The organism is Macrococcus sp. PK (assembly GCF_022501545.1).
In the GTDB taxonomy this organism is placed as follows: domain Bacteria; phylum Bacillota; class Bacilli; order Staphylococcales; family Staphylococcaceae; genus Macrococcoides; species Macrococcoides epidermidis.
This window is the reverse complement of record NZ_JAEPRF010000003.1, coordinates 22,297-35,711: the sequence shown is the minus strand read 5'-3', so window position 1 is coordinate 35,711 and position 13,415 is coordinate 22,297. Positions and strand designations below refer to the sequence as shown.

The 13,415-nt window shown below is 36.3% G+C and carries 17 protein-coding genes and 1 other annotated feature; of the genes, 15 read left to right on the top strand and 2 right to left on the bottom strand.

Annotated elements, in window-relative coordinates; all coding sequences use genetic code 11:
- The first annotated feature begins 152 nt into the window (after window positions 1-152).
- Genes radA through ispF form a run of 4 tightly spaced genes read left to right on the top strand, consistent with a single transcriptional unit; the run spans window position 153 to window position 3,734 of the window.
- A complete protein-coding gene (gene radA / locus JJJ02_RS02885; RefSeq protein ID WP_096077851.1) occupies window positions 153-1,514 on the top strand; it encodes a DNA repair protein RadA in 1,362 nt (453 codons plus the stop codon).
- Between the two features lie 12 nt (window positions 1,515-1,526).
- Complete coding sequence (locus tag JJJ02_RS02880; RefSeq protein ID WP_240837267.1) at window positions 1,527-2,582, top strand: PIN/TRAM domain-containing protein; 1,056 nt, start codon at window positions 1,527-1,529, stop codon at window positions 2,580-2,582.
- The gene (gene ispD / locus JJJ02_RS02875; RefSeq protein ID WP_240837265.1) at window positions 2,575-3,267 is read left to right on the top strand and encodes a 2-C-methyl-D-erythritol 4-phosphate cytidylyltransferase; all 693 of its coding nucleotides are present in this window, start codon (window positions 2,575-2,577) and stop codon (window positions 3,265-3,267) included. Before JJJ02_RS02880 ends, ispD begins: the two co-directional genes overlap by 8 nt.
- A complete protein-coding gene (gene ispF, locus JJJ02_RS02870) occupies window positions 3,255-3,734 on the top strand; it encodes a 2-C-methyl-D-erythritol 2,4-cyclodiphosphate synthase (protein ID WP_240837263.1) in 480 nt (159 codons plus the stop codon). Before ispD ends, ispF begins: the two co-directional genes overlap by 13 nt.
- Before the next feature lie 55 nt (window positions 3,735-3,789).
- Here the strand turns inward: ispF and JJJ02_RS02865 are convergent, their stop codons facing one another.
- Complete coding sequence (locus tag JJJ02_RS02865) at window positions 3,790-4,320, bottom strand: hypothetical protein (protein ID WP_240837261.1); 531 nt, start codon at window positions 4,318-4,320, stop codon at window positions 3,790-3,792.
- Window positions 4,321-4,334: 14 nt separating this feature from the next.
- Entirely contained in the window at window positions 4,335-4,838 is a 504-nt protein-coding gene (locus tag JJJ02_RS02860) for a hypothetical protein (protein ID WP_240837258.1), read from the bottom strand.
- Between the two features lie 184 nt (window positions 4,839-5,022).
- Here JJJ02_RS02860 and gltX point away from each other — a divergent pair, with 184 nt between their 5' ends.
- From gltX to rplA, 11 genes are all read left to right on the top strand, one after another.
- A complete protein-coding gene (gene gltX / locus JJJ02_RS02855; RefSeq protein ID WP_255724772.1) occupies window positions 5,023-6,474 on the top strand; it encodes a glutamate--tRNA ligase in 1,452 nt (483 codons plus the stop codon).
- 42 nt (window positions 6,475-6,516) lie between these two features.
- Window positions 6,517-6,685 (top strand) — a binding site (T-box leader).
- Window positions 6,686-6,723: 38 nt separating this feature from the next.
- Complete coding sequence (gene cysE / locus JJJ02_RS02850; protein WP_255724771.1) at window positions 6,724-7,365, top strand: serine O-acetyltransferase; 642 nt, start codon at window positions 6,724-6,726, stop codon at window positions 7,363-7,365.
- The gene (gene cysS, locus JJJ02_RS02845; protein WP_240837254.1) at window positions 7,349-8,743 is read left to right on the top strand and encodes a cysteine--tRNA ligase; all 1,395 of its coding nucleotides are present in this window, start codon (window positions 7,349-7,351) and stop codon (window positions 8,741-8,743) included. Before cysE ends, cysS begins: the two co-directional genes overlap by 17 nt.
- Window positions 8,736-9,134, top strand: coding sequence for a Mini-ribonuclease 3 (locus tag JJJ02_RS02840; RefSeq protein ID WP_111717470.1), 399 nt, complete (start codon window positions 8,736-8,738; stop codon window positions 9,132-9,134). Before cysS ends, JJJ02_RS02840 begins: the two co-directional genes overlap by 8 nt.
- Entirely contained in the window at window positions 9,134-9,886 is a 753-nt protein-coding gene (gene rlmB, locus JJJ02_RS02835) for a 23S rRNA (guanosine(2251)-2'-O)-methyltransferase RlmB (RefSeq protein ID WP_096077859.1), read from the top strand. The genes JJJ02_RS02840 and rlmB overlap by 1 nt, the downstream gene beginning before the upstream one ends.
- A complete protein-coding gene (locus JJJ02_RS02830) occupies window positions 9,883-10,401 on the top strand; it encodes an NYN domain-containing protein (protein ID WP_240837252.1) in 519 nt (172 codons plus the stop codon). Before rlmB ends, JJJ02_RS02830 begins: the two co-directional genes overlap by 4 nt.
- A gap of 77 nt (window positions 10,402-10,478) precedes the next feature.
- Complete coding sequence (locus tag JJJ02_RS02825; protein WP_111717474.1) at window positions 10,479-11,105, top strand: sigma factor; 627 nt, start codon at window positions 10,479-10,481, stop codon at window positions 11,103-11,105.
- A 155-nt stretch (window positions 11,106-11,260) separates the two neighbouring features.
- Window positions 11,261-11,440, top strand: a complete 180-nt coding sequence (gene secE / locus JJJ02_RS02820; RefSeq protein WP_099577350.1) for a preprotein translocase subunit SecE — start codon at window positions 11,261-11,263, stop codon at window positions 11,438-11,440.
- An 11-nt stretch (window positions 11,441-11,451) separates the two neighbouring features.
- The gene (gene nusG, locus JJJ02_RS02815; RefSeq protein WP_099577352.1) at window positions 11,452-11,997 is read left to right on the top strand and encodes a transcription termination/antitermination protein NusG; all 546 of its coding nucleotides are present in this window, start codon (window positions 11,452-11,454) and stop codon (window positions 11,995-11,997) included.
- Window positions 11,998-12,152: 155 nt separating this feature from the next.
- Window positions 12,153-12,575, top strand: coding sequence for a 50S ribosomal protein L11 (gene rplK, locus JJJ02_RS02810; protein WP_096077864.1), 423 nt, complete (start codon window positions 12,153-12,155; stop codon window positions 12,573-12,575).
- A gap of 108 nt (window positions 12,576-12,683) precedes the next feature.
- Complete coding sequence (gene rplA, locus JJJ02_RS02805) at window positions 12,684-13,379, top strand: 50S ribosomal protein L1 (RefSeq protein WP_099577354.1); 696 nt, start codon at window positions 12,684-12,686, stop codon at window positions 13,377-13,379.
- Window positions 13,380-13,415 lie beyond the last annotated feature (36 nt).

Below are 13,415 nucleotides of genomic sequence, written 5' to 3'. Positions count from 1 at the left end.
TGAAACATATACTGCTGAAATAATAGTAGAAACACTGTTATTTCAGCAGTATTTTTATTTTTTAAATATTATTGCATCATATTAGGGGTTAACATTGTCTAAATATGCAAAAAGATTTAAAATAAATACATATTATAATGGGGGGAAATATATTGGCTAAAGTGAAATCAACTTTTGAATGTATGGCCTGTGGTTATCAGTCCCCAAAATGGATGGGTAAATGTCCGAATTGTGGCGCCTGGAATCAGATGGAAGAAGTCATCGAACATAAACAAAAAGGACCAAAAACAGCAATACATCAGCAAGATTCAAATTCTAAAGTAGAAAAATTAAAAAATATAACGAAAGAAAGTGTACCAAGAGACCATACGCAAATGGGAGAACTTGACCGTGTATTAGGTGGCGGTATCGTTCCTGGGTCACTCGTGCTCATTGGTGGAGATCCAGGTATCGGAAAGTCAACATTATTACTGCAAGTGTGTGCGATGTTGTCACAGCGTCATCCTGTACTTTATATATCTGGTGAGGAATCGGTAAGACAAACAAAACTCCGTGCAGATCGCTTAAAGGAAGATGCCGGAGAATTAGATGTGTATGCGGAGACAAATCTTCAAATCATACATGAAACCGTGAAGAAGATGCAGCCGAAGTTTTTAGTCATTGACTCGATTCAAACGATTTTTCATCCGGAAGTAACGAGCGCACCAGGTTCAGTATCTCAAGTCCGTGAATGTACACAGGAATTAATGCGTATTGCAAAGCAGATGAATATTGCGACCTTCATCGTAGGTCACGTAACAAAAGAAGGGCAAATTGCAGGCCCGAGATTACTTGAGCACATGGTGGATACCGTACTTTATTTCGAAGGTGATACACATCACAGTTATCGTATTTTACGCGCTGTGAAAAACCGTTTCGGTTCTACAAATGAAATGGGCATATTTGAAATGCGCAATACAGGTCTCACTGAAGTATTAAACCCGAGTGAAATGTTCTTAGAAGAACGTACGAAAAATGTAGCTGGGTCTACGATTGTTGCCACAATGGAAGGCACACGTCCACTCCTTGTTGAAGTTCAATCATTAGTGTCGCCGACATCATTTCATAACCCTAGACGTATGGCGACAGGTATTGACCATAACCGTTTAACGCTGTTAATGGCAGTACTGGAGAAGAAACAAGGTTATCTATTACAGCAACAGGATGCCTATGTCAAAGTAGCAGGTGGCGTGAAATTAGATGAACCTGCTGTTGATTTAAGTATTATTATTAGTATTGCTTCTAGCTATAATGATAAACCTACCCGTGGTGATGACTGCTTTATCGGAGAAGTAGGTTTGACTGGAGAAGTAAGACGTGTGGCGCGTATTGAACAACGTGTGCAGGAAGCTGAAAAACTTGGATTCAAACGTGTCATTATTCCAAAGAATAATATCGGTGGCTGGGATTTCCCGGGGAATATCGAAGTGATTGGTGTAACAAATATAAGCGAAGCATTAAAGCTTGCATTTTAAGGAGGTGAAAATATGTTAAAGAAATTAGTAACGTTAATATTTATTGTAGTAGGTGCAAGCTTAGGGATTTTTGCGATACCTGAATTGATTCGTTTATTTAATTTGAATGTTCCTGAAATTCTTAAGAATGCATATGTTGATGGTGCGATTGGGATTATTGTCTTTTTTATTTTATTTTATTGGTTGATTAATCGCGTAGTTAACCTCATTATTAAAGGTGAAAAATCTTTATTAAACATTAATTTTATGGAACTTATCTTTGCAACGCTCGGTATGATTTTAGGATTGATGATTGCTTCGATGATCAGTTTAATCTTTAACAATATGGGCTTTACATTACTTAAAAATACAGTGCCGGTTATTCTGGCGGTTGTATTAGGTTATTTAGGGTTTCAGGTTGGACTAAAGAAACGTGATGAAATTCAAAGTTTCTTACCAGAACGATTCCAGAGCAGTTCAAACAAACGCCGTGTGCTGGATAACACGAAATTATTGGATACGTCGGCAATCATTGATGGCCGTATTTTATCAATCGTAGAATGTGGATTCTTAGATGGTACAATTATTGTTCCTCAAGGCGTATTAGATGAATTACAGCTTATCGCAGATTCAACAGACGGTATGAAGCGTGATAAAGGACAACGTGGACTGGACATTTTAAGTCAGCTTCAGAACACAGGTCACCCGATAAAGATTGTTCCAGGTAATAAAAATATAAAAGAAGTCGATCAATTATTAGTCACAATGGCAAAAGAATCGAAATCGAGCGTTATTACAACAGACTTTAACTTAAACAAAGTATGTCAGGTGCAAGGCATTAAAGTATTGAATGTGAATGATCTATCTGAAGCAATTAAACCAGTTGTCGCACAAGGTGATCAGTTTATACTGAATGTGACGAAAGCTGGGAAAGAAGAGAACCAAGGTGTCGGATATTTAGAAGATGGCACAATGGTCGTTGTAGAGAATGGTAAACATTTAATTAATAAACAAGTGAACGTGGAAGTACAATCAGTACTTCAGACTGCTTCAGGCAGAATTATATTTACAAAGAAAGTGAATGACTAATATGTATGACGTAATCATTCCGGCAGCGGGCATGGGGAAACGCATGCAGGCAGACAAGAACAAAATATTACTGACGATTAACGATCAATCGATACTAGAACACACTGTGCAAGTGTTTCAAAATGATGATAACTGTCGGTCGATTCATCTGGCTGCACAAAAAGATGAAATCGACATGATGAAATCGATGCTACAAGCATATGATAAAATTGGCATTATTACACAAGGTGGTAGTGAACGCCAATACAGTATTGAAAACGTATTAAAAGCAATTGAGCCGTGTGACTATGTATTTGTACATGATGCAGCAAGACCATTTGTTACGCAGGCCACATTAAACAAACTATATCATTCAGTGCAACAACATCACAGCGCCATCGCTGCTGTAAAAGTAAAAGATACGATTAAACGTATAGAAAACAATCAAGTGACTGAAACGTTAAAGCGTGATGAACTTTGGCAAATACAAACACCACAAGCTTTTATGTATAGTTTACTGCTTGATGCATATAATGCCGCTAATCAAGAGAACTTTTTAGGGACAGACGACGCATCACTTGTTGAGCGCATTGCAAAAGTTCATATCGTAGAAAGTGATTACGACAATATTAAGATTACAACGCCGGAAGACATGTTCTTCGCGGAAGCAATACTGAAGAAAAGAGGGAAGAAATGTTTAGAATAGGACAAGGTTACGACGTACATCAACTCGTTGAAGGGCGCCCATTAATCATCGGGGGTATCGAGATTGAACACGACAAAGGATTACTTGGACATAGCGATGCTGATGTATTGCTACATGCGATTACAGATGCGATATTAGGGGCTGTTTCCTTAGGTGATATAGGTAAATTCTTTCCAGATGATGATCCGAAATATAAAGGTGCAGATTCGCGTATTTTATTAAAAGATGCGTACCAACACGTATTGGATATGGGTTATGAAATCGCCAATATTGATGCAACAATCATCGCAGAAAAGCCGAAATTCAGACCACACATTGATGCAATGCGTGAAGCGATTGCGAACGTCTTAAATACAGACATATTCAATGTTAACGTCAAAGCAACGACGAATGAGAAGATGGGCTATTTAGGCAGACAAGAGGGAATACAAGCTCAAGCTGTGATATTATTAAATAAAATAAATTAGACCCTACAGAATTGTAGGGTCTAATTTATTTTATTTGGAGAATTTAATTTTAAGTTTATTGATTATCAAGTCTATAATTATTTAAACCATCAAATAGAAAAAACATTTGTTTATTTTTATCTAATACTTGAAGCTGTAAATTTATGTCTGGATTGCTCAATTTTTTTATTTCTGAACTAGGTATATTGTCAGAAATTTCAAAACGAAGCGCATCAATATCGCCTAAACGGACTTTAATAGATGGAGAGTGTAATTTGTTGTATTTTTCAATTACATTTTCTGGATATAAAATATTTAAATAAATAATTTCATTTTTATTTAATTTAATATATTTCAAACTTTCTTCATCCAACATAAAGTCTACTTTATACAGTATCATTTTATTTTTATCAGTTAATGTGAAATTAGTAATTTTAAAATGTGGGTCTGTAAACATATCATTTACAGTTTTAACACTAGTTTTATCAGAGACTTTATTTACAGTTAAGGTTTCACTCTGTTTATTCTGTGGTTCATTTTTCTCTTGATTAGAACACCCACTGATTATTATACATGTTATCAATAACAAGAGGATACGGGTTTTCAATACTAATCACCTTCTCACTGTTTGACTTTATCTGAAAAACCACGATATGACCAATTTCCGCTTACATATTTTTTAGATGAGACTTTCCCATTACTATATCTAACTATGTAGCCGTTGGTTTTTACTCTCTCGCTTCCAGCTCTTAATAAATATTTTGATCTAGGTGGTATGCTATAAGTAACACTATAAGATATTGTATTAGAAGTATTTAATGAAACTTCTGAACCGATGTTAACACCATTTTTCATTATTCCAAATTCTGCTGAAGAAGATACAGAAGCAGTTGCAGATTTTGTACGTGATACCTGGTAAGTGACTGTGTCTGTAGTAGAAGATGGATTATAGTGGGAATAAGTCCAGTCTACATCTTTATAAGTGGATTTACTTGAAGCTTCGTAAACAGTTCCATTATAAGCAATATACTTATCTGGACCATCATTTGTCACAGCACTAACATCGTTAAAAGGAATTGAAGATAAAGATAAAATTGATAAAGAAGTAATTAAGAATTTTTTCATGACTGAGCTCTCCTTTTTTATATTTAATATGTTACAAAAAAATTATACTTTCTTATTTTCAGAATTGCAATACTTTTCTGAAAATAAATATAATTATATAAATATACAATAAATATTTCTGAATTAAGCATAGCTATCATCATGTGGTATAATTTAATAAAAACTAATTAATGGAGTGAATATAATGAGTAAAGTAAGAGTAAGATATGCACCAAGTCCGACTGGTTTCTTACACATCGGTAATGCACGTACTGCATTATTTAACTATTTATTTGCAAGACATAACGGTGGAGATTTTATCATCCGTATTGAAGATACAGATACCGCACGTAATGTTGAAGGCGGAGAAGCGAGTCAGTTAAAGTTCTTACAATGGTTAGGTATGGATTGGGATGAGTCAATCGATAAAGATGGTGGATTTGGTCCTTATCGCCAATCAGAGCGTCAATCTATTTATCAGCCTTTAGTAGAAAAGTTATTAGCTGAGGATAAAGCATACCGTTGTTACATGACTGCTGAAGAGTTAGAAGCAGAACGTGAGGCACAGCTTGCACGTGGTGAAATGCCGAGATACGGTGGTAAACATGCACACTTAACAAAAGAAGAAGAAGCGGCTTTAATTGCTGAAGGTCGCGAACCTGCGATTCGTATTCGTGTACCGAAAGATAAAACTTACACATTTAATGATATGGTTAAAGGTGAAGTATCATTTGATTCTAATGGTATCGGTGACTGGGTTATCGTGAAAAAAGACGGTATTCCAACGTACAACTTCGCGGTAGCAATCGATGATCACTTCATGGAAATTACTCACGTTATCCGTGGTGATGACCATATTTCAAATACGCCAAAACAAATGATGGTGTACGAAGCGTTAGGATACGATATCCCGACGTTTGGTCACATGACGTTAATCGTAAATGAAGAACGTAAGAAATTATCTAAGCGTGATGGTTCAATCATTCAATTTATTGAACAATATCATGATTTAGGTTATTTGCCAGAAGCATTATTCAACTTTATCGGATTACTTGGCTGGTCTCCAGAAGGTGAAGAAGAAATCTTCTCGAAAGCGCAATTTATCGAAATGTTCGATGAGAAACGATTAAGCAAATCACCAGCATTCTTTGATAAACAAAAGCTTGCATGGATCAACAACCAATATATGAAGACAAAAGATTTAGATACAGTATTTGAAATGACGTTACCGCACATGGAAAAAGCAGGTCTTATTTCAAACAACCCAACAGAAGCAGAACTTGCATGGGCGAAATCTTTAGTAAGTTTATATCAGCAACAAATGAGCTACGCTGGTGAAATCGTTGAATTATCTGAGTTATTCTTCAAAGATGAATTAGCATTAGACGAAGAAGCATCAGAAGTTGTAAACGGTGAGCAAGTACCTGAACTTGTTAAAGCTTTAACAGCTCAACTTGAAGCGTTAGATACTTTTGACGCGGCAAGTATTAAAGCGGCAATTAAAGCAGTTCAGAAAGAAACTGGTATTAAAGGTAAGAACTTATTCATGCCGATTCGTGTGATGGTATCTGGCCAAACACATGGACCTGAATTACCGAATACAATGGAGTTATTAGGTAAAGATAAAGTTATTGAGCGTTTAAGTGTTTACGCATAATGCAACAAAAATAGTTGAAAAATAATCGCAATCTATTATAATCAGAATATGAGAATAAGTAGATAGTTAAATTATCTATAGAGAGCATACGGTTGGTGCAAGTATGTGATAAATTAATTGTTGAATGCATCTCATCGTGTTAATTGCATATTTTTTAAGTGAGTAGATTTATCTACTAATCAGAGTGGAACCGTGCAGAAGCACCTCTTATTTTAGAGGTGCTTCTTTTTTATATTGGGAGGTGTGTGTATGTTCGCAAGAATTAAAGATGACATTAATATGGTGTTTGAACAGGACCCGGCTGCGAGAAGTAGTTTAGAAGTGTTTTTGACATACTCAGGATTACACGCTGTATGGTGGCATTTAGTTGCGCACTGGTTCTTTAATCATAAAATGTATTTTATCGCACGTGCGATCAGTCAGATTTCAAGATTTTTCTCAGGTATTGAAATTCACCCTGGTGCAAAGATCGGTAAAAGATTGTTCATTGACCATGGTATGGGCATTGTCATCGGTGAAACGTGTACGATTGGCAATAACGTAACAATTTATCAAGGTGTGACACTAGGTGGTACAGGGAAAGAGAACGGTAAACGTCATCCTGATATCGGTGATAACGTATTGATTGCTGCAGGCGCAAAGGTACTTGGTAATATTCAAATCGGTAACAATGTGAATATTGGTGCGAATTCTGTCGTATTGAAGTGTGTACCTGACTTCTCTACTGTAGTAGGTATTCCAGGACACATTGTAAAACAAAATGGTGTTAAAGTCGGTAAGAGCTTTGAACATACAGATTTACCTGATCCGATTTATGAAAAATTAAAAGAATTAGAACGTCATATAGAGGCGACAAAAAAAGGAGAGATTGTTGATGATTACATTATATAACACGTTAAGTCGTAAAAAAGAAAAGTTCGTACCATTAGAAGAAGGTAAGGTGAAGATGTATGTGTGCGGTCCTACCGTATACAACTACATTCATATCGGTAATGCACGTCCTGCAATCAGTTTCGATGTCGTTAGACGTTACTTTGAATATCGCGGTTATGAAGTCAACTACGTGTCAAACTTTACAGACGTTGACGACAAACTCATTAAAGCTGCCAATGAATTAAATTCTACTGTACCAGAAGTAGCTGATCGTTTTATTGAAGCGTACTTTGAAGATACGAGTGCCCTTAATTGTAAGCATGCGACACATCACCCACGTGTTATGGATCATATGGATGATATTATTTTGTTTATCGAAGAATTGATCAAGAAAGACTACGCCTATGAAAGTGGCGGAGATGTTTATTTTAGAACACGTAAATTTGATGGTTATGGTAAGTTAAGTCATCAGTCAATTGACGAACTTAAAGTCGGTGCACGTATTGCTACGGGTGAATTAAAGGATGATGCGTTAGATTTTGCGTTATGGAAATCAGCGAAGCCTGGTGAAATCAGTTGGGATTCTCCGTGGGGTAAAGGTCGACCAGGCTGGCATATCGAGTGTTCAGTAATGGCGAAGAAACATTTGGGTGATTCTATTGATATCCATGCAGGTGGTTCTGACTTAACATTCCCACACCACGAGAATGAAATCGCGCAATCTGAAGCACATAACGACACAACATTTGCAAATTACTGGATGCATAACGGGTTTATCAATATTGATAACGAGAAGATGAGTAAGTCGTTAGGTAACTTTATTTTAGTGCACGATATAATTAAAGAAATTAATCCGAATGTATTGCGTTTCTTTATGATCAGCGTACATTATAGAAATCCAATCAACTACAATATGGAGCTCGTTTCTAGCGCGAAAGCAGGGCTTGAACGTATTCAAAATGCATATGCAGCGCTGCAGGAAAGAAAAGAAATTTCTGTAGGAATCGTTGATCACACTGAGATGATTAAAGTAGTTGATGATATTTTAGTGCAATTTGAAACAGCGATGGACGATGATTTTAATACAGCAAATGCAATCACAGCTTGGTATGAATTAGCGAAACAAGCCAATATCTATAATCAGAATGAATCAACAGATTTAAAGGTGATTGATCGTTTCCTGGAAGTGTTCGAAATCTTTAGTGAAGTATTAGGTGTCAAACTGGTTGAAGAAAAAGAATTGCTTGATGCTGACATCGAAGCATTAATAGCAGAACGTGAAACAGCACGTAAAGAAAGAAACTTTGCACGTGCAGATGAAATTCGAGACTTATTAAAAGAACAAAATATTATTCTGGAAGATACGGCACAAGGTGTGAGATTTAAACGTGGTTAACGAAGCGAGTCTTTATAATCCACTGACACTTGCTTATTTAGGTGATGCAGTACTCGATTTACATGTCAGAAATTATATCGTAAGAGAAAAGAATAAAAAGCCGAATGAACTCCATCGTCAGGCAACATTTTTTGTATCTGCTAAAAGTCAGGCGCAAACGTTTGATACTTTAGTTGATGAAGGTTATTTTACTGAACAGGAAAAAGAAATATTAATGCGCGGACGTAATGCCAAAAGTCATACCCGCGCGAAAAATACAGATGTTATTTCCTATAAGAAAAGTACCGCACTTGAAGCGGTTATCGGTTATTTACATTTAAATAACGAAACAGAACGATTACAGACGCTGCTGGATAAAATCATCACGTTATGTGAAATGAGGGGTAAATAATGAAAAAAGAAACAACTGATGAAATGATAGTAGGACGTCATGCTGTGAAAAGCGCGATTGAGTCGGATCACGAAATCAATAAAGTGTTCATCCAGGAAGGCATCAATAAATCACAAATTTCAAGCATATTAAATTTATGTAAGGAAAGAAAGATTATTGTTCAGACAGTACCGAAATCAAAGCTTGACCATTTATCGGATGTACCACATCAAGGGATTATGGCGATGATTTCACCATATGAATATGTAGATCTGGATGACTTCTTAAATGCGCGTGATAAAGATAAGTTAAGCACGATTATGATTCTTGATGGTTTAGAAGATCCACATAATCTCGGTTCTATTTTAAGAACGGCAGATGCGATTGGAATAGACGGTATATTGATTCCGAAACGTCGTTCAGTAAGCTTAAACCAAACGGTTGTGAAAGCTTCAACTGGCGCGATTGAACATGTGCCGGTAATGCGTGTCACAAATATTAGTCAGGCAATAGATAAACTGAAAGAAGCAGGATACTGGGTTGCGGGGACGGATGCCAGCAAATCAGTTGATTACCGTAAGATGGATGCTAATATGAACCTTGCGATTGTTATCGGTTCAGAAGGTGAAGGAATGAGTAGGCTCGTTAAAGATAAATGTGACTTCTTAATTCACTTACCAATGGTTGGACATGTTAATAGTTTGAATGCTTCAGTGGCAGCGAGTTTGTTAATGTACGAAGTTTATCGTAAAAGGAACCCACTTGACGCATGATAAAAAAATATACCATCATTGATGGTTATAATGTCATCGGACAAAGTTCACGACTCAAACAACTCGCACAAGAGTCATTAGAAGAGGCACGTATTCAACTATTGATTGAAATTGCGAATTATAATGCACGTATTGCGGATGAAATGATTGTAGTGTTCGATGCATATGATGTGAAATCTCATGAGCGCGAAGAAGTGTTTCATGGCATCCGTGTTGTCTATTCTCGGGAAAAGGAAACGGCTGATGCAGTTATTGAACGGCTTGTCTACGAGATGTATGAAAAGCACATTACAACGATCAAGGTCGTAACGAGTGATTTATCAGAACAGCATACGATATTTGGAAGCGGTGCGTTAAGAATCCCGTCCCGTGAGTTTATCAACAATTTGCGTGAAGAAGAAATCAATGTGGCGAAAGATATGGTGAAGATGGATAACAATAAACCGCGTACACGTATTGAAATCGATCAGAAAACGAAAGAGCGATTAGAAAGATTAAGGCGCGGAGATTATTAATTCAAGATAATTTTATTGTTTGAGATAATCATTTATTACATTTAACCTAAAGAAAAATACATCTAGAGGTTAAGCGCATGTTTAAAACTTATACACAAATGATTTGTGAAGAACAAACAATGTATCATCTTAAGCCGGTAGAACATATTGTAAAAGATATTCAGAGTGGTAATATCGATGCTTTTGATAGTCTTGTAGCAAGACTACGTAATGGTATTGAAGTCCATATTCGTAAAATTTCGTATAGAGACCATGAAGCTTTATATCAAGAGAGTCTGATTGCGTTATATCAGGCAGTGAAAGTCTATGACCCAATAAAAAGCGATAATTTTGAAAGGTTTTATTTTTACCATTTGAAATATGCGTTGCTGGATTATGTGAGGGAGTTGCAAAAAGAGCGCAATCGTCCTATTGTGAGCTTTGAAACGACGCAGTATGACGATGAACCATCGCTTGAAGCGTTCATACAGGATGTGAACGCATTGCACCCTGATATTGAAAGTGAACTTGTTGATTTACAGTCGCGTATGACTCCTGTTGCATTGCAATTGAGTCCGCTTGAATATCGCGTCCTGGAATATTTAAAGGAACAGATGCCTGTCAAAGCGATGGCAGCAATTGAGAATGAATCGCTGAAAACAATTCATAATGCAATTTCAAGATTGAAAGTTAAGATTAAATCCTTCATACAAGGTACATGTTAGTTTGACAAATTACAATTTCACCGTTATATTAAACTAGGATTAGAATGAATGAATGAATGTGATGATTAGACGTGAACAATATAGTACTAAAAAATAAGTATCGAATTACGGTTCGGTCTATTTTTTATCAATTTAAACATGACGGAGGCAAACGCATGGAACATAAAGAAAATTTCTTTCAAGGTGTTATTTCTGAGATGAAAAAAACTTCATGGCCAACTGGTCAGGAAGTTGTTAGAGATACAACAATCGTAGTATTAACTGTATTATTCTTTATTATTTTCTTTTACGCAATCGATTTAGGCATTTCTGAGCTTATTCGATTAATTAACTAAGGAGGCATATTATGTCTGAGGAAAGCAAAAAGCATTGGTACGCAGTTCATACGTATTCAGGCTATGAAAACAAAGTAAAAGACAACTTAGAAAAACGTCTTGAATCTATGAATATGCAAGATCAAATCTTTAGAGTTGTTATTCCGGAAGAAGAGGAAACAACGATTAAAGACGGTAAAGCAAAAACATCTGTAAAGAAAACATTCCCTGGTTACGTTTTAGTAGAGCTAGTGATGACGGATGAATCTTGGTATGTTGTACGTAATACACCAGGTGTTACAGGTTTCGTAGGATCTGCCGGTGCAGGTTCTAAACCAAATCCATTATTACCAGAAGAAGCTAAGTTTATTTTGAAATCAATGGGTATGAACGAAAAAACGATCGATGTTGAAATTGAAGTCGGTGAACAAGTGCGCGTAACGAGCGGTCCTTTTACAAACCAGGTTGGTGAAGTGAAAGAAATCGATATCGAGAAATACAAATTAACAGTATTAGTAGATATGTTTGGCCGTGAAACACCAGTTGAAGTTGAATTCGATCAAATCGAAAAATTATAATATAAATTTTAAAAAAATAAAATGTAAATTTTCACTTGCAATTTTTATGAGTAAGTGGTAATATTTTATGGTCGTGCTAATTAGTACGGTTGTTGAGTGGGAGGGTAAATATCATACCCTGTGACCACATCACGATATTATAGGAGGTGCACATCGTGGCTAAAAAAGTAATCAAAGTTGTTAAATTACAAATCCCAGCAGGGAAAGCGAATCCAGCGCCACCAGTTGGTCCAGCATTAGGTCAAGCAGGTGTTAACATTATGGGATTCTGTAAAGAATTTAACGCGCGTACACAAGAACAAGCAGGTTTAATTATTCCGGTTGAAATTTCTGTATTTGAAGATCGTTCATTTACATTTATCACTAAAACACCACCTGCAGCAGTTTTACTTAAAAAAGCAGCTAAAATCGAAAAAGGTTCTGGTGAACCGAACAAGACTAAAGTTGCTACAGTAACTGAAGATCAAGTACGTGAAATCGCTGAAGCTAAAATGGAAGATTTAAATGCAGCAAGCGTTGAAGCGGCAATGAGAATTGTTGCTGGTACTGCTCGTAGTATGGGTGTAGAAATTAAATAGTATTTTAAGATTTAACAAGCAGACTTATCTAAGTCTGCTCTTGCACTGTTATAGACAGTGCCCGTGGGAGGACATTCCGCTAAAACCACTATAAGGAGGAAATAAGAAATGGCTAAAAAAGGTAAAAAATATCAAGAAGCCGCTCAAAAAGTTGATAACACTAAATTCTACTCTGTAGAAGAAGCTATCAAACTCGCGCAAGAAACAAGCACAGTAAACTTTGACGCTTCTGTTGAAGTTGCATTCCGTTTAGGAATCGATGTACGTAAAAATGACCAACAAATCCGTGGGGCAGTTGTATTACCAAACGGAACTGGTAAAACACAACGTGTATTAGTATTCGCTAAAGGTGAAAAATTAAAAGAAGCTGAAGCTGCAGGCGCTGACTACGTTGGCGATGCTGAATACATCAACAAGATCAACCAAGGTTGGTTCGAATTCGATGTAATCGTAGCAACTCCAGACATGATGGGTGAAGTTGGTAAACTTGGACGTGTCTTAGGACCTAAAGGTTTAATGCCAAACCCTAAAACTGGTACTGTAACGATGGACGTAACAAAAGCTGTTCAGGAGATCAAAGCTGGTAAAGTAGAATACCGTGCTGAGAAATCTGGTATCGTTCACGCTTCAATCGGTAAAGTATCATTTGATACTGCTAAATTAGTTGAAAACTTTAACACTTTAAAAGATGTTTTAGCTAAAGCTAAACCAGCATCATCAAAAGGTACTTATTTCAAAACTGTTTCTGTAACTTCTACTATGGGCCCTGGTATCAAAGTTGACCCAACAGAAGTTAGAAACTAATTTTAAAAAAACAAATTGACAAGATTCAAATTTCAC

What these genes read in the sequence shown, in the direction of transcription:
- JJJ02_RS02880 (WP_240837267.1), top strand. Translation starts at nt 1,527, where the DNA reads ATGTTAAAGAAATTAGTAACGTTAATATTTATTGTAGTAGGTGCAAGC.
- ispD (WP_240837265.1), top strand. Translation starts at nt 2,575, where the DNA reads ATGACTAATATGTATGACGTAATCATTCCGGCAGCGGGCATGGGGAAA.
- ispF (WP_240837263.1), top strand. Translation starts at nt 3,255, where the DNA reads ATGTTTAGAATAGGACAAGGTTACGACGTACATCAACTCGTTGAAGGG.
- JJJ02_RS02860 (WP_240837258.1), bottom strand. Translation starts at nt 4,838, where the DNA reads ATGAAAAAATTCTTAATTACTTCTTTATCAATTTTATCTTTATCTTCA.
- gltX (WP_255724772.1), top strand. Translation starts at nt 5,023, where the DNA reads ATGAGTAAAGTAAGAGTAAGATATGCACCAAGTCCGACTGGTTTCTTA.
- cysE (WP_255724771.1), top strand. Translation starts at nt 6,724, where the DNA reads ATGTTCGCAAGAATTAAAGATGACATTAATATGGTGTTTGAACAGGAC.
- cysS (WP_240837254.1), top strand. Translation starts at nt 7,349, where the DNA reads ATGATTACATTATATAACACGTTAAGTCGTAAAAAAGAAAAGTTCGTA.
- rlmB (WP_096077859.1), top strand. Translation starts at nt 9,134, where the DNA reads ATGAAAAAAGAAACAACTGATGAAATGATAGTAGGACGTCATGCTGTG.
- JJJ02_RS02830 (WP_240837252.1), top strand. Translation starts at nt 9,883, where the DNA reads ATGATAAAAAAATATACCATCATTGATGGTTATAATGTCATCGGACAA.
- JJJ02_RS02825 (WP_111717474.1), top strand. Translation starts at nt 10,479, where the DNA reads ATGTTTAAAACTTATACACAAATGATTTGTGAAGAACAAACAATGTAT.
- secE (WP_099577350.1), top strand. Translation starts at nt 11,261, where the DNA reads ATGGAACATAAAGAAAATTTCTTTCAAGGTGTTATTTCTGAGATGAAA.
- nusG (WP_099577352.1), top strand. Translation starts at nt 11,452, where the DNA reads ATGTCTGAGGAAAGCAAAAAGCATTGGTACGCAGTTCATACGTATTCA.
- rplA (WP_099577354.1), top strand. Translation starts at nt 12,684, where the DNA reads ATGGCTAAAAAAGGTAAAAAATATCAAGAAGCCGCTCAAAAAGTTGAT.